This is a genomic window from Olivibacter ginsenosidimutans (assembly GCF_039542865.1).
Classification (GTDB): Bacteria; Bacteroidota; Bacteroidia; order Sphingobacteriales; family Sphingobacteriaceae; genus Olivibacter; species Olivibacter ginsenosidimutans.
The window spans coordinates 118,028-137,569 of sequence record NZ_BAABIQ010000006.1; the positions used below are offsets into that span (position 1 = coordinate 118,028).

Below are 19,542 nucleotides of genomic sequence, written 5' to 3' on the forward strand. Positions count from 1 at the left end.
TAATGATTTCTATAAACCTTGCCCGCCAGAAACTTCAATGCGCTGGCCGTTTATCCAATAGGCTTCTTCCGTGCATAGAAATGCGACCACACCGCCAATGTCATCTGGCAAACCTGTTCGTCCCAATGCTGTATTCCCAGCGATAAACGCATTGATTTCTTTATTGTCGCGTGTTCTGCCACCGCCAAAATCGGTTTCTATGGCTCCCGGAGCCACCACATTTACACGGATTTTACGGGAACCCAATTCCTTTGCCAAATAACGTGTCAGCGTTTCAACCGCTGTTTTCATGGAAGCATAAACCGATGAACCGGGTAAAGTAAATCTGGTTAATCCGGATGAAATATTGATAATCCCTCCGCCGTCATTCAGGAATGGTAATGCTTTCTGCGTCAGAAAGAAGACGCCTTTGTAATGGATATTGAACATTTCGTCCACCTTTTCTTCCGTTGTTTCTGTGGCAAGCGCATACAGAGCCGTTCCGGCATTGTTAATGAGAAAATCGAAACTGGGGTTTCCTCTTTTTTCCTGCAAATGTTCCGTAACTTCCTTTAGAAAATTATCAAACTGTTTTATATTGCTTGTGTCCAGCTGAAAAGCAACGGCTTTTTGTCCAAGCGATTGAATTTCAGATACCACCTCATCGGCAGCGGTTTTATTGCTGTTATAGGTCAGAACAATATAAATCCCTTTTTTTGCCAGGGCGATTGCCATATTTCTGCCCAACCCACGGCTTCCGCCTGTTACTAATGCTACTTTTGTACTCATTTTTTAATCGTTTTTTGTTGATGCAAAGTTGCACAAATACCAAAAAACAGATGTAGCCGAATCTATCTTTGTTGTAGTCAAAAATAGATTTGTTATTAAGTCTATTTTTTTAACTATTCTTCAATCCTTAATGGTTCAATATTTTTAAAAACGATTAAAAACTTAAGGGTCATTAAGACTATGTTTTTTCATACATACACTTTTATGAAAAAACTTCTTAGTTAAATCCCGACCGAAATGCCACCGGACTTTGATTGGTTAATAACTTAACCCAAAGGATAATTTCGGATGAAATCGGGATGAAAATACAAAACAAAACCTGCATAGCCTTTTGTATTTTCGGGTGCAACAACCATTTGCAGGGGTTTCAAAAATTCCAATCTACCTTCTTCAAAATCGTAAAATCCCTGTCCGTATTTTGTTTTTCCTTTGAAAGTATTTAGTATATGGTTAGCGTTGCCTATACTAGTGGCTGCGTAGAATAACATGATAATTCTAGGATAGCTTTAGTGGAGGAATGAAGATGTTAATAAATTATTTAGAATAAATCCATATAATATAATATCTTTGCACTTATTAATCAACTGATCATAGAGGTGGCAAAGAAAAGGCTTTTTTTTCAGAAAAAAGATGCGGAGGAATGGCTTGACGAAAAGTTTTTTAAAGAACTTTTCGACCACTATTGGCCAAATTTATTCGGATTTTGCTGTTACCATATACAAGATGAAGAAGTATCTAGGGAAATAGTACAAGATCTTTTTTTGTCGTTATGGGAAAGACGTAATCAACTGATCATCAATGTCAACATTGGGCATTATCTTTATCGCGCAGCTCGATTGCAGATTGTTCGATTTCATCGTGACCAGATATACGAGCGTCAGCGTATAGATAACGTAACAACCTTTTTTAGCCAAACGGCAAATAATACGGAGGAGCGTGTATACGCTCGTGATCTTGATCGTTATATAGCAGAAGTAGTAGATACATTGCCACCCAAATGCCGGAAGGTGTACCTCATGAGTAGACGTGACGGCCTTTCTATCTCCGAAATTGCCAATGCACTAAACCTATCTATAAAGACGGTAGAGGCCCATCTGACTAAAGCTTTACGCCATTTGCGAACGGAGCTAAGGGCAGCTGAAGTCTAACTTTTCTACCGGATCATCAATTTTTTTTTCCTTTAGACTAAGGGTAAACAGCTGTTGAAGGAACTGTTTTGCGTAAAATTAGGAAAGATGGATAAGATTGACCCGGATCTATTACGCAGATACGTGCAACAGCATTGTACAGCGCAGGAACGTGATGAAGTAGAAGCGTGGATGCGGGCTGGTGAGCCAAACGATTCCTTTGTGTCCGGCAATACAAAACGTACGAAGTTGAAGGACGAGGTTTGGATGCAACTGGTGCAAGCGAGAAATAAGCCGGTGCCATCGCGTTCGCGGCGTATTTCGCAGAAGGTTGCCTTATTTGGGGTAGCAGCGGTTGTGCTTACCTTAGTTTTCGTTTACCCTCTTTTGAAAGAGAAAATTGGGCCTAAGCAAGAACAAGTGGCTTATGAACTGGTTGAAGTGCCTTATGGTAAAAAGAAGAAACTACGTATGGCAGACGGAACACTGGTTCACTTGAACTCGGGAAGTGTATTTCGTTATCCAACTCGTTTTGAAAGAAAACAACGACTTGTTTTTCTGCGGGGTGAAGGGTTTTTTGAGGTGGCGAAAGATGAAAAAAGACCTTTCCTAATTAGCACAGAACGTTCTTTGACGAGGGTATTGGGTACACGGTTTAACCTTCGCGATTATGCTGCTGAGCAAACACCGAAAATTACGCTCTTGGAAGGCATGGTGGCTTATTCGGGTAGGGATGGTAAAAATCCGATGCTGGTAAAGGCGCATGAAGAAGCCTTTTGGACGGGTAAGGTATGGGCGAAACGTGTGGTTAACGGATCCCACACAGCTGATTGGAAAGATAATGTGATCCATTTAGAGAACTTAACCTTAGCAGAAGCGGTACCTGTATTGGAGCGTTGGTACAATGTTAAAATAGATTTCGATCCTAACCTTGCTGCTTTGCAGCTGAATGGAAGTTTCCAGAATCCACCCTTGGAAAAACTGTTAAAAGATATCAGCTACATTACCAATATTCAATATACATTAAAAAATCGACATGTTTTACTTCATCATTAGCTAATGAATACACGCTTTCCGCCCTAATTTACGAATAAAATTCCCGGTGCATCGTCGCCAAACTGAACACCGGGTTTGCAATAGACTTCATTATTCAATCCATTACAATGCTTCAAAAATATGAACTTTTTGTTATTACTTTCTTTTTTTTAAATTAAACAAATTAATTATTCGTATCGGCCTGACGGTTTATTTATGGTGCGCTTTCCAAACTGCTTTTGCACAAACGGATGTTTTACACCAGCGGCTATCTATCGAATTGGGCGAAACGACATTAGGCAACGCTTTTCAAGTGCTGGAACAGGAAACGGGCTATCGGCTGCTCTATAGTCCGAGTTTGATTAAGCCTGACCAGACCTTACAGGTTTCCTTTAAACAAACACCATTACAGGAGATTCTGGAAAGTATGCTTTGGTTTAAATGTGATGCGGAATGGCGTAGCGGTATCCAACACGGCAGGCCCATTATATGGTGATAATATTGAACAGGTAGATGTGCTAAAAGGTCCGGCCTCTATCCAATACGGGGATATTGCTCCGGGATCTGTCATGAATCTGGTGACCAAGAAGCCCCTGTATTATGACTATAAGCGCTTGGAAATGAAACTAGGGGAGCATGGTCTACTGCGCCCAACGATTGATGTAAGTGGCCCTTTAAATGCCGGTAAAACAGTGCTGTTTAGATTGAATTCATCTTTGGAGAAGTCGAACAGCTTCCGAGACGAAATTAATAACCAGACCTTTCTATTTGCACCGACGATTACGTGGAAGATTACGCCGAAGTTGTCCTGGAATATAGAAGGGGTGTATAATAACGATAATCGTACAGCAGATCCCGGTATTATATCACCTGATAACACCTATGAAGGATTATCCAAACTTCGTTTTAATACGTTTTTGGGCGAACCGGCAAATGTATATCGGAGTACAGATGAAAACCTTTTTTCTACCTTATCATATCAATTATCGGATAATTGGAAAATTCGAAACATAACGTATTATACGAAAGCTACCCGTGGTTATGGATGGATGTCTTTTGATCTAAACAGTTTAAGTGATAGCGGATATGTAGACCGCAATTATTCCGCTGAAACGGGAAAGTACACCGGCTGGGGTACAACGGTAGACCTCTTGGGTACCATCAATTGGGGGCTTACCCGCCACCATGTGCTGGTAGGAGGGGAATACCTGTATGATGATCGCGATCGTTCGTTATCCGGATGGGGAAAATTAGATGAACCGATTAATGTATATAACCCCATCTATGGCCAATCGACACTCATTATTGATAATCAGGGTACACCTGGAGATCCTTCCTCTAACCGAAAGCGCCTGGGTGCTTATGTGCAGGATCAGATTGCGTTACTACATGATCGGTTGCAGTTGCTGTTAGGGGTGCGGATGAACCATATCGAACGAGCCTCAACATGGTCAACAGGCGATGTTCCGGATGTTTATAAACCGGATAAACAAACCATTTTTAATCCGCGTTTCGGTGTCTTGGTTAAACCGGTAGATTGGCTGTCGGTATTCTCTTCATACACCAACTCGTTTGAAATGAATGGACAGAATAGAATAACCGGTGAGTTGCTCGATCCATCAGATGCACACCAATACGAAGTAGGCTTTAAGACAAGTTTGCTGCAAGATCGCTTTGGATTAACCCTAGCTACATTTAAAATCGATAAAAAGAACATTAGTGGCTATGTAACCGGTTTAACGGCGCCTCCAACCTTTGAACATACGAATTATAGTCCGGAAAGCGGAACGGCTTCTTATTCGGGAGCTAACCATCAAAGTAAGGGTTTAGAGCTTGATATCAATGGCCGTATCATCCCGGATTTGTTTATCAATGCAGCATTTTCCTATATCGACGCAAAAATAGTAGACGATCCGGCTTATCCTTCCGGCAATCAGTTGGGAGGTTCACCAAAGGTAATTGCTAACCTGTGGCTTAATTATAGTTTTAATAAGACTGTGTTAAAGGGATTCGATGTTGGGGGTGGTTATTCCTTTAGAAGTAAAAATTATGCTACCAGCTATAACCTGCCCACCGAGCGCGTTCCGAACTATGGAACGGTGGATGTTACGCTGGGATATGCCTTTAAGAATTTCTTTACCCGCTTGAATGTCAGTAATATTACAAATGAGAAAAGCTATACGTATGGGATGTATGGTGGATATTACCCATTATGGACACGTCGGGCAGTACTGAGCATAGGCTTTAACATGTAGGAAATGCGGATTAAAAAAAGGCTGCTTGCATTGAATTTATGGCTTCATCGGTGGCTTGGCCTGTCTTCCGGGTTGGTGGTATTTATCGTTGGTTTGACAGGCTGTGTACTGACCTTTCAGAAAGAAATAGAAGATTGGATGGAGCCATATCGGCTGATTGAGGAAGAACATTATAGGCCATTGCGACCACAGTATTTACTGCGCCCTCTTTTGGATAGTGTTGACACGATAAATATGATGGCTATTAACTATCTTGGTACGGGCAGAACGGCAGTTGCATTGTATGAAACAAGGGAAGGCGAACGATATCAAGCCTTTATTCACCCTGCAACGGGGAATATCAAGCACATCAAACGCCAGCAGATAAGTTTTTTTATGGTTATGCTGCAGTTGCATGTACGTTTGTTGATTCCAGGGGAAATCGGACAATATATTGTTTCCTATGCTACATTGATCTTTATGGTGCTGCTATTGGGAGGTATGATTCTTTGGTGGCCAAAGAAGTGGAAAGGAAAAATGCTGAAAAACAGTTTATGGGTGAATTGGAAAGCTAAAACGAAAAGGTTGAATTATGATCTGCATAACGTGTATGGGTTTTATGCCTTTTTGCCTGCTCTGGTAATTGCTTTTACAGGAGTATTTATTAGTGTGAGTTGGCTAAATAAATCGGTATACCGAATTGCAAGTAAGGGCCAGGTACTCCCGGAACGGACAATGCCCCATAGTACAATAGTACCTGGAGAGATGGGCTTAACCGGTTTGGAAGCGGTTGATTCGGTGTGGTTTTTGTTGGGTAGCCATAAGCATCAGGCATCTTATGCGCTTAGCTTTATTGTGCCGCAGAAACCAGATGATGTGGTTACGGTTACCGATAACCCGGATCCTGAAACTGCTCGTTTGGCTGTTATCAGACATTTCGATCGCTATTCTTTCCGACCTATACCCATGCCGCATTATTGGCAAAAAGAATATGAATCGAGTAATTTTGGTGATCTCATAGGACGTTATAACTTTGATATTCATGTTGGCCGAATAGGAGGTATGCCCGGTAAATTTCTGGCCTTTATGGCCTCTTTAGTTTGTACATCATTACCAATTACCGGATTTTTTATCTGGTTTAATCGGAGAAAGGGTAAACGGAAAAGGCTTTTCTAATAGAAAAAAAGCCTTGGCTATCAGGTTGGAAGCTCCTTTTTTGTCTCCATAGGAATAATTACCATCGATCCGGATGGGGCAACCGCTGTTTGTAAACGCAATCCCATTTTTTAAGGCAAGTGAAATTAGCTATACTTGTGTAAATTTTGGGCTAAACGATGGATAAAAAGAAAAGTAGTTCCTTGTCTGGAGTTAAAGAAATTGCCAGAAGAGCAAATGTGTCAATAGCCACGGTAGATCGGGTGATCCATAACCGAAAAGGGGTTTCGCAGGAAACAAAAGACAAAATTAATGAAATTATAAAAGAAATCGGTTTTCAACCGAATATTTTGGCCAGTCGCCTAGCTTCAAAAAAGACCAATCGCTTTTTGGTCATTATACCGCAATCTGCCGAAAACGAATATTGGGAAGCCTGTAATAAAGGGATAGACCGCTCGTATGCAGAAATCAAGCAATATGGAATTAGTGTTGATAAACGATTCTATGATTTAGATAACAAACAATCTTTTGTAAAGCTGGTGGATAGCACGTCCATCGTTCCTTATGATGGCGTATTATTGGCCCCATCGTTTTTTGATGAAGGGGTACGCTTAGCCAGTAGGTGTAAGGAAAATAACATTCCACTAGTTTTTGTGAATTCAGACATTCCGGGTGAAGATAGCTTGTCTTATATTGGTCCGGATTTGTACAAAAGTGGTCGGCAGGCAGCCAGTTTAATTAATTTCGGCATACAAAAAGGGAAGGTATTAATTGTTAATATTTCTAAGGAGATTGATACCTATCACCATTTGCTGCGTAAAGAAGATGGATTCAGAGCATACTTCAATGATTTACCCAGCAAACAACCAGCACTAATAAAGCTGGATATTCGCGATACGCGCGAAGAGATAATTGAAAAGATGGTGGATGAATGTTTACAGCAGCACCCAAATATCGAAGCTGTATTTGTAACCAACTCACGCGTAAGGGTGATTGCACGATATTTTGAAAAACAGCACATCGATAAAATTTTAGTAGGCTATGACGTGATTAAGGATAATGTGCACTATTTAAAACAAGGTGTTATCGATTTCCTGATTGGGCAGAAACCTGAAGAACAGGGGTACCGTGGTTTAACAAGTCTTTTTCAACATACGGTTATCGGAACAAATATTCCTAAATATTGTTTTATGCCTATTGACATTATTACTAAAGAAAACGTTGAGTTTTACCGGAATTAGGCCTTTAAAGCCGGTTATTAAACCAATTTTAACCATAAGCGATAGAAAATTGTAGAAAAAATTTGCAACTGCAAAATTTATTGCTTTACTTAGCGTGTACGTTACCGCTTATAAATCGAAAAATTCTACTGAGGTCTTGAAAAGTGTGAAAAGTATGGTCTAAAAGCCAAACTTTTTTTAATATTAAATAACGGGTACGTACACGTTAATGAAAATCTTAAATAAATGCTGTATGAATAGAAGAAAATTCATTAGTAATGCTTCGGTTGCACTTACCATGGCAGGAGCATTTTCGGGAGATCTGCTCGCTGCAGTAAACCCGCAAACTTCACCGAAACGTATTGGTATTATCGGCTTGGATACGTCACACAGTATCGCATTCACGAAGGCCCTGAATGGTGAATCACCAAAGCCGGAGTTTGCTAATTTCCGTATCGTTGCGGCTTACCCTTATGGTAGTAAAACCATTGAGAGTAGTGCAACGCGAATTCCGGGATACATCGATGAGGTGAAGAAATTGGGGGTAAAGATAGTAGACTCCATCGAGGCACTGCTGGAAACGGTCGATTATGTACTGCTCGAAACGAATGATGGGACCTTGCATTTGGAACAGGCTTTACCGGTAATCAAGGCTAAAAAGCCTGTTTTTATTGATAAACCGATTGCTGCTTCCTTAAAAGATGTACAGGCCATTTATGAGACAGCTCATAAAGCGGGGGTGCCGATATTTTCTGCTTCTTCACTGCGCTATATGGATACGGTGCAACAGGCGATTCACGGTAAGGTTGGTAAGGTTCTAGGGGCCGACACCTATAGTCCGGCAACCTTGGAACCACATCATCCGGATTTTTTCTGGTATGGCATCCATGGGATTGAAATGCTGATCGCCTTAATGGGAACGGGTTGCAAACAGGTATCTCGGGTGCATACGGATGGTACCGATGTAGTGGTAGGGGTATGGAACGATGGGCGTATCGGTACCTTTAGGGGTACACGTACCGGAAAACACACATACGGCGGAACAGTGTATGGCGAGAATGGAGACCTTACTTTAGGGCCTTATGATGGTTATGATGCGCTGCTGGTGCAGATTATACAGTTTTTTATTTCGGGCAAATCGCCGATAGATGAACGGGAAACCATGGAGATCTACGCATTTATGGAGGCTGCTGACCAGAGTAAACAGGCAAATGGAAAGGTGATTCAATTGGCCCATCTGTAATTTGCCTTTTACGTTTTTCAAATCAATACGATTATGGGGTATACAAGACGAAAATTTATTCAAAACACGACTTTACTTGGTGCAGGAACGGCCTTAGCATGGCCCTTTTCTACCAGTTTTGCAGAGGCTACGGCAAAGCCGGCCTTACTTGGAGGGGCACCCTTGATGGAGGTTAAAAAATGGCCAACTTGGCCACGCTGGGTATCGGCTGCAGACGAGTCGAAAATCATAGACGTATTGCGCAGCGGCGTATGGTCGCGGGCGGATAAAACGGATGCCTTTGAAAAACATTGGGCGCAGACCATCGGTACGAAACGTTGTTTAACGGTGGTAAATGGTACCAATGCGCTGATTACTACACTGGCAAATTTGGGTGTGGGTGCTGGCGATGAGGTCATTGTGCCGCCTTACACCTTCATTGCAACGGTTATGGCTGTCTTGGCAGTTGGTGCAATGCCTGTTTTTGTAGATGTGGAATTGGATACATTCTTAATTGATCCAAGCCGGGTGGAGGAAAAAATTACCGCTCAAACGAAAGCCATGATCCCGGTGCATATCGCAGGTTTGCCAGCGGATATGGATCGCCTGCTGGCACTGGCAAAAAAACATCACTTGCTGGTGGTAGAAGATGCCTGTCAGGCTCATCTGGCGGCATATAGGGGCAAGCTAGTGGGATCGCTCGGAGATGCGGGTTGCTTTAGCTTTCAAAATTCAAAGAACATGGCAATAGGTGAGGGGGGAGCAATCACGTCTAATAATGACGCTTTTATGGATAGATGTTATTCTTATCATAATTTGGGCTTACCTTATGGCAGTGCGGTGGGCACTGTAACTTCTGGAAGCGTGATCGCAGGGACAAAGGTGCGTTTTACGGAGTATCAAGCAGCCATCGGTATAGCGATGCTTCATCGTTTAGAGGAAGAGACGAGGCTTCGAAACGAAAATGCCGCCTATTTACATCGTTTGCTGGCGGATATCCAAGGTGTACATCCCTATCGTTTATACGAGGGCGTTACCCGTGGTGCCTACCACCTCTTTCCTTTTCGCTTGGATAAAGAGGAGTTTAAAGGACTGTCGCGCGATCTTTTTCTAAAAGCGCTTCAGGCAGAAGGTGTTCCGTGCAGTGCTGGTTATGCCACGTTAACCGACAAACCTTACTTGGCTAGCGCCTTTAGCGAGCGCCGTTTTGTACAGGCCTATCCAAAGGAAATGCTCGATTTTAACGGTTTTGTGGAACGGAATCGTTGTCCAAATAATGAAAAATTATGTCAGGAACAGGCGGTGTGGTTTACACAAAACTTGTTGCTGGGTACGAAAACAGATATGGAAGGCATAGCTGCCGCTATCCGGCGCATCTATGACCATGCAGAGGCCATTAAAAAAGCTTGAGTAATGAAAAGATTGCAATCATGTATAACGCTTGCCTGCCTCATCTGCTGCTGTGCCGTTATAGGTCGGGCACGGCCGCTGCAACAAGACTTCTGGAAAGTAGGCTTGGCGAAGAGTATTATTACACCTAAACAACCGATGTGGATGGCCGGTTACGCTACTCGGAATAAACCTGCCGAGGGTACAATGCACGATTTATGGGCGAAGGCGGCTGCTTTTCAGGATGCCTCCGGCAAACGTTGGGTGTGCGTGAGCACTGATTTACTCGGTATCCCGCGGGATTTGGAAATAGCAGTTTGCACGGCCGCCGAAAAGCGATTTGGCTTGCCGAGAGCGGCCATTTTATTGAATAGTTCGCATACACATTCGGCACCGGTGTTACAGGGTGCATTACAGGATATTTACGTATTGGATGAGCAGGAAAAGCAGAAGATTGCGGATTACTCGACATGGCTGTGTCAGGAATTACTGGATTTAATCAGCCGAGCATTAGGTGATATGAAGGAGGCACAGGTGGCTATCGGAAAGGGATATGTTCGCTTTGGGGTAAACCGCAGAAATAATAAGGAAGCGGATCTAGTAGACCTGCCTGCACTAAATGGACCGAGCGATTACAGTGTACCCCTAATAAGGGTGACCGACCGTAAGGGGAATTTGATGGCCTTGCTTTTTAGTTATGCTTGCCACGCAACAGTATTGGATGGTTACCAGTGGAGTGGCGATTATGTGGGATTTGCACAATTGGAGTTGGAAAAGAAATATGCGGGATGCCAGGCGATGTTTCTGCAGGGGGCGGGGGCGGACCAAAATCCATTGCCCCGAAAATCGATAGGCAGAGCACAACAATATGGAAAGGAATTAGCGGCCGCTGTGGAGCAGGTATTGGATGATCGTTTATGCCAGCCACTTAAACCAAAGGTAAGCCTTGCTTTTGAAGAGATAGCACTTCCACTAGAGGTTAAGGATCAACGCTATTATGCAGAAATAAGCTCGTCTGCTACACAACCATTTTATGCAAAAACGTGGGCTAAGCGGATGTTGCAACGCTTGCAAAACGGTGAGGTTCTAGAGCAACATTACCCATATCCGATTCAGTGCATTGTGTTAGATCAGCAATTAATCTTTGCTTTGGGAGGTGAACTAACAGTGCAATATGCCTTGGATTTAAAAAAGATTTTTGGTCGCGAAACAGTCGTATTTGGATATAGCAATGATGTGATGGCGTATATCCCATCCGAAGTGATTTTGAAGGAAGGAGGTTATGAAGGGGAAAGTTCGCAGCTGGTTTATGGCCGACCGGCTAAATGGCAAGTGGGCATTGAAAAACGAATAATAGATGCTTGTGTGCAATTGCAGCATCAACTGGAAAAAAGATGATCGGTATACCGTTAAGCAGACGCACCGATAGAATAAAAGCGGGTAACGATAAAACGTACAAAGAATGGGAAAATAAGCAGTAATCATGTCATAAAAAGAGGGGTATGTGTTGACCCCCTCCTTCTATTTAAATAGTTAAACCGGTATCCATTGGCAGATGAATACTGGCGATGTTAACTTAAATCGCTTCAAATTTATGAAAAAAAGATGTTTTATGCTGATGTTAATGAATTTATTGGTGTTCTTAACCTTTAATTCAGTAGCATCTAACAATCCTACTTGGCTAACCCCGACCACAAAATTTACAGAAGCAGATAGGCAGCTTCAACAGCAATTGAAAGGATTGGTGGTCGACACTAAAGGTCAGCCAATCTCCGGTGTAACGGTCACCGTAAAGGGAACGGGCATTGTTTTGGGCACCGATATCGAAGGACATTTTGTTTTAGATAAGGTTGCGTCAAATGCTGTGCTGGTGCTGAAAAGTATGGGCTATAAGATGCAAGAAGTAGCGGTAGCGGGTAAAAAAGAGCTACGCATTGTAATGGAAGATGATGTAGCAGGACTGGATGAAGTAATTGTGGTGGGATATGGAACGGCAAAGAAAAGCGACTTGACCGGCGCTGTCGCCCGTGTAAGCGCGAGCGACTTTCAAGATCAAGGCACAACACAGCTGACGGATATGCTGGCAGGTACGGTGGCGGGTTTTCAAGCAAACCAAAGTACTTCAGCCTCTGGCGGAAGCTCAATGGAAATTAGAGGGGTAAACTCCATTAATGCGTCTACTTCTCCGATGATTGTGCTGGACGGGGTGATCTATAATGGTGATATTGCCGACATTAATCCGAATGATATCGAATCGATCGATATTTTGAAAGATGCCAGCTCGGCAGCAGTATACGGTGCACGTGCCGCTAATGGGGTAATGCTGGTAACTACAAAAAAGGGATTAACCGGGAAACCGACCATTAACTTTTCAACTAAACAAGGACTTACACAGGCAACATCCACTGATTTTGGTGCTCGAGATCCGGAAAATTACATTAACTACCGGCGTGATTTTCTGCGAACACTCGGCAATACGGTACCTGCCTATTATTATGATAACCCGAGCGCCTTGACGGATGGCGTAACGCTTGAGCAATGGCGTAGTGCGAGCAATAACCCGAATCCGGATAATACAAAGGAATGGTTAAGTCGACTTAATTTTTTCCCACCAGAGATTGAAAGCTATTTGTCGGGAAATACGGTGAATTGGACAGATGAGGTACTGAAGACAGCTAGAAGGCAGGAGTATGATGTGAGTATTAATGGAGGGAGCGACCGCATGAAATACTACTGGTCATTGGGTTATTTGGATAATGAGGGAATCATTATTGGCGATAAATACAATACCGTTCGTGCACGGATTAACCTGGATACGAAGATAACCGACTGGTTTAATGTGGGTATTAATGCACAATATGCCTATCGTAACCAAGGATCGGTACCGGCAAACCTGAACCAGATGAGTGCGGTAAGTCCATTTGCTTCGATTTATGAAGCTGATGGGACGATTAATTTTTATCCGCATGGCTACATCTCTCCAAATCCGTTGCTCAATACACTCGGTCAAGACCGGAGTAATAATGTGCAAACCTTATTTGCTTCCCTTTACGGTGAATTGAAATTACCCTTCGGGATTACGTACCGTCTGTCTTTTCAACCGCGTACAAAATTGGATAAAGACTATAATTTCTGGTCTACAGAGACTATTACCGGACGCGAAACTTACAGTAATGGCTATGCAACACGGGAAGATTTTTCATCTTTTGAGTGGATGATTGATAATTTATTGAAATGGAACAAAACCTTTGGCATACATAGTTTCGATGTGACCCTTTTGTATAATGCAGAAAAATATAGATCATGGAGCTCTAATATGGGAAACCAGTCGTTCCAGCCGAGTCCGACTTTAGGCTATGGGGGTTTGCAATTTGGAAATAATCCATCTGTAAATACCAATGATACGAAATATACAGGGGACGGTTTAATGGCTCGGGTGAATTATGCTTTAATGGAAAAGTATTTGGTAACAGCCTCTGTGCGGCGTGATGGCTTTAGTGGTTTTGGTCAGGAAAACCCCTATGCAACCTTTCCTGCAGCAGCGATAGCCTGGCAAGTGCATAAAGAAAAGTTTTTTCATGTGCCCGCAGTTAATCAATTGAAATTGCGAGCATCTTGGGGTAAAAATGGAAACCGTGATATCGGTCCGTATGCCTCATTTGCACAAATGGAATCGGTTCAATATTATGATGGAAGCAACCAGATAGTCGGCATCTACACATCAACACTTTCCAATCCGGCATTGTCATGGGAAGAAACCGAATCACTGAATTTTGGGATAGATGCGGCATTATTTAATAATCGCTTTAGCTTAACGGCAGAGTTTTATAATGCCAAAACCAATAAATTGCTGGTGAATCGTTCTTTACCAACCATTACGGGTTTTGATAATGTTACCACCAATATTGGTTCTTTAGCGAATAAGGGTTTTGAGTTGACACTCAATAGCTTGAATATGCAAGGGCCTAATTTTACATGGCGATCGGTCTTGAATTTTTCGCTAAACCGGAATAAAATTAACAGTCTCTTTGGTGAAATGGGTTCGTACACCTTGGCGGGTAAAACGCTAACAGGGGAAATTCCGGATTATTCCAACAAATGGTTTGTAGGGCAGCCACTGGATGTCATCTGGGATTATCAGGTGAATGGTATATGGCAACAGGAGGAAGCGGAAGAGGCTGCTAAATATGGTTTGCAGCCAGGCGATTTTAAGGTAACCGACTTGGATGGAAATTATCGCTATGAGGCGTTGCAGGATAAACAGTTTATTGGTTTCAGTGCGCCCCGTTATCTGTTAGGCTTACGCAATGAGTTTACCTTTCTGAAGAATTTCAGTGCGAGCATTTTTCTACGGGCCGATTTAGGACACAAACGTAAATTTAATGAAATTGTAGCCGATTACTCGATGAATGATCGGCAAAGTTCGGCCAATTTCCAGTACTGGACACCGGAAAATAGATCGAATGAATATCCTAAATTAAGCAGAAACATGACCGTTTTTGGCGGAAACCTTATCCCTTACTTTAACACCGCTTTCTTGCGCGTACAGGATGTTACGCTTTCCTACACCTTTCCACCAACATGGATAGAACGGTTTAAAGCGAAAAATGTACGTATATTTTTCTCGGCCAGAAACCTGTTGACGATATCGGATTGGCCGGGTTGGGATCCCGAATCGGGTAATGTGCCGATGCCCAAGTTGTTTACGTTGGGTTTGAATGCTGCACTTTAATGAAATACGGAATGACAAAATTAATGGTTATGGCTCATTTAAGAAAAACACGTGATATGCTGCTTCTGCTGGCAGTTGTTTTAGTAATAGGTGCTTGTTCCAAAAGTTTTTTGGAACCTGAACCCTTGTCTTTTTTTACTCCTGAAAATGTTTTTGTGAATAAAGAGGGGTATCAGGCGTTGTTGGTAACGATGCGTAAAGACCTTACCCGCGAGCAGACGGGTCAGAAAAACTTTTTAGCACATCAATGGGCTGCTTCAGAAGCGGGGGTACCTTGGCTTCAAATGGATTTTACACGCCTAACACCCAATAGTGATACGTATCAGCAATTCGTTAATCAGATTAACGATATTTTCGAAATGGTACGTAATGCTAATACGGTGATTAGCCGCATTGATGATATTGAATGGGCTAGTGAGACCGACCGGAATGGGATTTTGGCAGAGGCCTTGTGGCATCGGGCATATTGGTATTATCGCTTAATCGGTAATTATGGTGATTTGCCTTTTGTTCAAGAAGAAGTGCGCAGCGCACGCGTAGATTTTAAGACCCATAGCCGCTGGGCAATCTTGGATAAAATCCAGGCGGATCTTGAATTTGCTGTGCAGTGGATGCCTGTATCTGCCGCTGCTGGTGTGCCCTCAAAGGGGGCGGCAAACCACCTCTTAACTAAGGTTTATTTAGCAAATATGGAGTTTGATAAGGCAGTGGAAGCGGCTTCTGCGGTTATTAATGGGCCTTATGCTTTGATGAAAAATCGTTTTGGCATCGATGCGGCTGATCCGGCGAAGAATGTTATTTGGGATTTACACCGACCAGAAAATAAAAATCTTACCGAAAATAAGGAGACGATACTGGCTTTTGTTGATCGTTGGGAAGCGCCTGTGGAAGCGCGTTCTCCAGGGCTGTTTACCATGCGCGTATATAATTGTGCCTGGTATAACAATACACTAGCAAAGGATAAGGATGGCAATTTGGGAATGATTGATAAAGGGCCTTTATACGATTCATTAGGACGGGGAAATCCGGATGTGGCCTTAAGTGATTACCATAGCTATACCATATGGAAAGATGGTGATTACAATAGTAAGAACACACCAGACTTGCGTAGGGCAGATGTAAACTGGTGGGATCGCGATGAGCTATTTTATAATAATCCGGCCTCTAGCCAATACGGACAGCCGTTTGACCCACAAAATATGGATAACCCAAGTGAGTATTGGGCGCGTATTTATGCTATGCCTTTTTACAAAACCTATGTGCCGAATAAGCCAGACCAGGCAGGAGTACCATACGGAAGCAACGGCGATTGGTATTTGTTTCGTTTAGCAGAGACCTATTTACTACGAGCGGAAGCCTACCTATGGCTAGGACAAAATGAACTGGCTGCCCAAGACATCAATCAAGTTAGAAGTCGGGCGCATGCATCGTTAATATCGGCTGCCGAGGTAACGATCGACTTTATTTTCGATGAACGGGCGCGTGAGCTTTTTGCAGAAGAACCACGTCAAAATGAATTGAACCGGGTATCTTACATTTTAGCGGCCCGCAATGAAAGAGGCTATAGCTTGTCGAATATCCATCAAAAAAATTGGTTTTATGACCGTGTGCGCAACCTGAATAACTTTTATGACCACTATGGTGAGGTAACGCAGCTAGGGCAAAGTCCGCGTATTGAGCCTTACCATTTTCAATGGCCTATTGATGATAATATCATTACGGCAAATACATTAGGAAGGATTAATCAAAATGAGGGCTATGTGGGTGCGGAGAACAACGAACCACCATTAGAGGTGGTTGAATAAAAATAACTATGGAACAATTAGAAGAAATCATGAACATTACGTTGAGGGCAAAAACCTATTATTCTGGTTTTCAGCACGCACATGATACATACAATGCAATCAGTAAAGCAAGTGACGGTAATATTTACTATATCCTTTCTTCCGAGCGTTTAGAGGAGGGAGGGAAACTATATGTGTTTGATCCACTGAAGGAAGAAACAAGATTATTAGCAGATCTGACCGAGATTTGTGGTGAAGCCGATAAAAAAACCGTGCCCCAAGGAAAATCACATGCACGGTTTTATGAATATGAGGGGAAACTGTTTTTTTCCACGCATGTGGGATATTATGAAATGATTGAGGGAATGGAGCGACTTCCGATGCGCGTTCCAGAAGGTTTTGCGCGTTATCCTGGCGGACATATACTCAGTTATGATATCACAAACGGTACGTTTACCGATTGGGCCATTGCACCCGCTGGGGAGGGAATTGTGGCTATGCACATGGACGTAATTCGAGGGCAACTATTTTGTATAACATGGCCCACGGGTTTATTCTTGCATTTTGATGTAAAAACGAAACAACTGATTAACCTAGGGCCAGTATCGGCAAATGGGGAGGCTGGTAAACCTGGAGCAGACTTCCGCACATTATGCCGTTCTATACTGGTCGATTCGGCAGGAAAGGCATATTTCAGTACGGCAGAAGGTTTGGTGTTTTGCTATGATACCGCAAAAAGGTCATTGCAGCAACTGGATGTGGATCTTCGTCTAGACTATTTGGGTACCTACGATGCTACCCGGCCGGGTTCAATGGCGTATAATTGGCGGAAGATCTTTTGGTATGAACCCGAACAGGTTGCTTATGGCATACATGGCAATTCGGGTTACCTGTTTCGCTTTGATCCAAAGAAATCGCATATCGAACTCGTACAACGGATTGCTTCGGAAGCTTCGCAACGTTGCGGTATGTTTGATCAGTTTAGCTATGGATATTTGGGATTTCAGCTTGGACCGGACGGCGAAACAATTTATTACCTTACGGGAAGTCCTATTTTTAAGAATGGCAAACGGGTTAAAGGTGTGGAAACGCTAGCGAAGGGTGGATCAAAAGGGCAAGAATACCTGCATTTGATTACCTATCATATCCCTAGCGCTACTTACCGCGATCATGGCGCTATCTTTTACGAAAATGGCGAATGGCCGTCATATGTAAATGCAATTGCTGTAGGCAATGCTAGCACGGTATACACCTTGGGTCGTATGCTACACGAAGGGAGAGAAATCGCCGATTTAATTGTTATTAGTAGACCAACAGAAGGATAAAAATGGTCAATTTACGTCAAAGGTGAGATCTCTCGACTAGGCTCGGAATGATGAAGTGCTTCACTGGAGATAATGGTAGGGAATTTTGTAGATACGTTCAAATAAAATAAACCAAGACCTATATGAAATAGGTTAAATAGCTATATATATCAAAATGGATGAATCGATGAATAAAAAATCAAATTCGAGAAGAACTTTCCTGAAGCACGCAACGGTTTTGGGAACTGGTGTTGCCGTTGGCGGCATTCTGCCGGGATTTAGTGCAAAGAGTTATGGCCGGATAATAGGGGCCAATGAAAAAATAAATGTAGCGATGATGGGAGTAAATTCACGTGGTTTTGCCCTTGCTAGCAACTTTTCATCACAGTCGAATTGCGAAGTCATCTATATTGCCGATGTGGACGAGCGTGCTGCGGCAAAATGCAAAGCCGAAGTGGTTAAAAACCAATCTGCTGCGCCTACCCTGAAAACGGATTTTAGAAAAGCCCTGGAAGATAAGCAGGTGGATGCATTAGTGGTTGCTGCCCCCGATCATTGGCATGCTCCTGCTGCAATATTGGCGTCAAAAGCGGGTAAACATGTGTACTTGGAAAAACCTTGTAGCCATAATCCGCATGAGGGGGAGCTATTGGTCGCAGTAAGTAAGAAATACGGTAATGTCATACAGATGGGTAACCAACGGCGGTCTTGGCCTAAGGTAGCCCAGGCAATCAAGGAATTGCACGAGGGGATTATAGGCAAACCCTATATGGCTAAAACGTGGTATACCAATAATCGGGATACTATCGGCATCGGTAAAAAAACAAAGGTACCCGCTTGGCTAGATTTTGAACTTTGGCAAGGACCAGCTCCCCGAAGGGATTTTCAAGATAATCTGTTGCATTACAACTGGCATTGGTTTTGGCATTGGGGAACCGGGGAAGCACTGAACAACGGAACGCATATGGTTGACCTTGCCCGTTGGGGCCTGCAAGTCGACTTCCCTACACGCGTAACCTCTACCGGCGGAAGGTACCGTTATCAAGACGATTGGGAGACGCCGGATACGCAATTAATTACATGGGATTATGGTGATAAGGGCATGATGAGCTGGGAAGGACGTAGTTGCAATGGACGAACGAATGAGGGCGAATCAGTAGGTGTGATTTTCTATGGTGAAACCGGTGCACTGCAAATTTTGGGAGGTAATGCCTATCAGATTTTTGACTTGAAAAATAAGCTGATCAAAGAGGTAAAGAACGATGTCGCCATTGACCCAAGAAATAAAACAAGTCCGTCACAATCGTTAGACGCAATCCATATCCAGAATTTCTTCGACGGCATAAAGAAAGGGGCACCACTTGCGGCGGATATTTCCAGTGGCTATATCAGTACTGTATTGGTCCAGATAGGAAATATTGCGCAAAGAACTAGCGGACTATTAGAAATTGATTCCAGTAATGGGCATATTCTACACGATGAAGAGGCACAGCAATATTGGAAGCGTACCTATGAAAAAGGTTGGGAACCGACATTGTCGTAGTGAAAACCCTATCGCTGGCACGACAAGGT

15 protein-coding genes are annotated in these 19,542 nt (G+C 43.0%); 13 read left to right on the plus strand and 2 right to left on the minus strand.

Features of this window, described 5'->3' with window-relative positions:
* Positions 1–9 precede the first annotated feature (9 nt).
* Both ABD930_RS06600 and ABD930_RS06605 read right to left on the minus strand, forming a co-directional pair.
* Positions 10–768 (minus strand): SDR family oxidoreductase, encoded by a 759-nt coding sequence (locus tag ABD930_RS06600; RefSeq protein WP_345230936.1) that lies wholly within the window; start codon positions 766–768, stop codon positions 10–12.
* A gap of 266 nt (positions 769–1,034) precedes the next feature.
* Positions 1,035–1,256, minus strand: coding sequence for a hypothetical protein (locus ABD930_RS06605; protein ID WP_345230937.1), 222 nt, complete (start codon positions 1,254–1,256; stop codon positions 1,035–1,037).
* Between the two features lie 108 nt (positions 1,257–1,364).
* Between ABD930_RS06605 and ABD930_RS06610 the strand changes: the two genes are divergently transcribed.
* The 13 genes from ABD930_RS06610 (at position 1,365) to ABD930_RS06670 (ending at position 19,513) form a co-directional block, all read left to right on the plus strand.
* Positions 1,365–1,916, plus strand: a complete 552-nt coding sequence (locus ABD930_RS06610; protein ID WP_345230938.1) for an RNA polymerase sigma-70 factor — start codon at positions 1,365–1,367, stop codon at positions 1,914–1,916.
* 87 nt (positions 1,917–2,003) lie between these two features.
* Positions 2,004–2,951 carry a FecR family protein gene (locus tag ABD930_RS06615; RefSeq protein ID WP_345230939.1) on the plus strand — a complete coding sequence of 316 codons (948 nt, stop codon included), beginning with the start codon at positions 2,004–2,006 and terminating at the stop codon, positions 2,949–2,951.
* Positions 2,952–3,210: 259 nt separating this feature from the next.
* Entirely contained in the window at positions 3,211–3,426 is a 216-nt protein-coding gene (locus ABD930_RS06620) for a hypothetical protein (protein ID WP_345230940.1), read from the plus strand.
* Complete coding sequence (locus ABD930_RS06625) at positions 3,377–5,185, plus strand: TonB-dependent siderophore receptor (protein WP_345230941.1); 1,809 nt, start codon at positions 3,377–3,379, stop codon at positions 5,183–5,185. The genes ABD930_RS06620 and ABD930_RS06625 overlap by 50 nt, the downstream gene beginning before the upstream one ends.
* Positions 5,186–5,188: 3 nt before the next feature.
* The gene (locus ABD930_RS06630; protein ID WP_345230942.1) at positions 5,189–6,340 is read left to right on the plus strand and encodes a PepSY-associated TM helix domain-containing protein; all 1,152 of its coding nucleotides are present in this window, start codon (positions 5,189–5,191) and stop codon (positions 6,338–6,340) included.
* Positions 6,341–6,498: 158 nt separating this feature from the next.
* Complete coding sequence (locus ABD930_RS06635; RefSeq protein ID WP_345230943.1) at positions 6,499–7,560, plus strand: LacI family DNA-binding transcriptional regulator; 1,062 nt, start codon at positions 6,499–6,501, stop codon at positions 7,558–7,560.
* A gap of 232 nt (positions 7,561–7,792) precedes the next feature.
* Entirely contained in the window at positions 7,793–8,782 is a 990-nt protein-coding gene (locus ABD930_RS06640) for a Gfo/Idh/MocA family protein (protein WP_345230944.1), read from the plus strand.
* Between the two features lie 33 nt (positions 8,783–8,815).
* Positions 8,816–10,171, plus strand: coding sequence for a DegT/DnrJ/EryC1/StrS family aminotransferase (locus ABD930_RS06645; protein WP_345230945.1), 1,356 nt, complete (start codon positions 8,816–8,818; stop codon positions 10,169–10,171).
* A gap of 3 nt (positions 10,172–10,174) precedes the next feature.
* Positions 10,175–11,548 (plus strand): neutral/alkaline non-lysosomal ceramidase N-terminal domain-containing protein, encoded by a 1,374-nt coding sequence (locus ABD930_RS06650; protein ID WP_345230946.1) that lies wholly within the window; start codon positions 10,175–10,177, stop codon positions 11,546–11,548.
* A gap of 196 nt (positions 11,549–11,744) precedes the next feature.
* Complete coding sequence (locus tag ABD930_RS06655) at positions 11,745–14,882, plus strand: SusC/RagA family TonB-linked outer membrane protein (RefSeq protein WP_345230947.1); 3,138 nt, start codon at positions 11,745–11,747, stop codon at positions 14,880–14,882.
* A 29-nt stretch (positions 14,883–14,911) separates the two neighbouring features.
* A complete protein-coding gene (locus tag ABD930_RS06660) occupies positions 14,912–16,687 on the plus strand; it encodes a RagB/SusD family nutrient uptake outer membrane protein (RefSeq protein WP_345230948.1) in 1,776 nt (591 codons plus the stop codon).
* A gap of 8 nt (positions 16,688–16,695) precedes the next feature.
* Complete coding sequence (locus tag ABD930_RS06665; protein WP_345230949.1) at positions 16,696–17,991, plus strand: ligand-binding sensor domain-containing protein; 1,296 nt, start codon at positions 16,696–16,698, stop codon at positions 17,989–17,991.
* 166 nt (positions 17,992–18,157) lie between these two features.
* Positions 18,158–19,513, plus strand: a complete 1,356-nt coding sequence (locus ABD930_RS06670; RefSeq protein WP_345230950.1) for a Gfo/Idh/MocA family oxidoreductase — start codon at positions 18,158–18,160, stop codon at positions 19,511–19,513.
* Positions 19,514–19,542 lie beyond the last annotated feature (29 nt).

What these genes read in the sequence shown, in the direction of transcription:
- ABD930_RS06600 (WP_345230936.1), bottom strand. Translation starts at nt 768, where the DNA reads ATGAGTACAAAAGTAGCATTAGTAACAGGCGGAAGCCGTGGGTTGGGC.
- ABD930_RS06605 (WP_345230937.1), bottom strand. Translation starts at nt 1,256, where the DNA reads ATGTTATTCTACGCAGCCACTAGTATAGGCAACGCTAACCATATACTA.
- ABD930_RS06615 (WP_345230939.1), top strand. Translation starts at nt 2,004, where the DNA reads ATGGATAAGATTGACCCGGATCTATTACGCAGATACGTGCAACAGCAT.
- ABD930_RS06625 (WP_345230941.1), top strand. Translation starts at nt 3,377, where the DNA reads ATGCGGAATGGCGTAGCGGTATCCAACACGGCAGGCCCATTATATGGT.
- ABD930_RS06630 (WP_345230942.1), top strand. Translation starts at nt 5,189, where the DNA reads ATGCGGATTAAAAAAAGGCTGCTTGCATTGAATTTATGGCTTCATCGG.
- ABD930_RS06635 (WP_345230943.1), top strand. Translation starts at nt 6,499, where the DNA reads ATGGATAAAAAGAAAAGTAGTTCCTTGTCTGGAGTTAAAGAAATTGCC.
- ABD930_RS06640 (WP_345230944.1), top strand. Translation starts at nt 7,793, where the DNA reads ATGAATAGAAGAAAATTCATTAGTAATGCTTCGGTTGCACTTACCATG.
- ABD930_RS06645 (WP_345230945.1), top strand. Translation starts at nt 8,816, where the DNA reads ATGGGGTATACAAGACGAAAATTTATTCAAAACACGACTTTACTTGGT.
- ABD930_RS06650 (WP_345230946.1), top strand. Translation starts at nt 10,175, where the DNA reads ATGAAAAGATTGCAATCATGTATAACGCTTGCCTGCCTCATCTGCTGC.
- ABD930_RS06655 (WP_345230947.1), top strand. Translation starts at nt 11,745, where the DNA reads ATGAAAAAAAGATGTTTTATGCTGATGTTAATGAATTTATTGGTGTTC.
- ABD930_RS06660 (WP_345230948.1), top strand. Translation starts at nt 14,912, where the DNA reads ATGGCTCATTTAAGAAAAACACGTGATATGCTGCTTCTGCTGGCAGTT.
- ABD930_RS06665 (WP_345230949.1), top strand. Translation starts at nt 16,696, where the DNA reads ATGGAACAATTAGAAGAAATCATGAACATTACGTTGAGGGCAAAAACC.
- ABD930_RS06670 (WP_345230950.1), top strand. Translation starts at nt 18,158, where the DNA reads ATGAATAAAAAATCAAATTCGAGAAGAACTTTCCTGAAGCACGCAACG.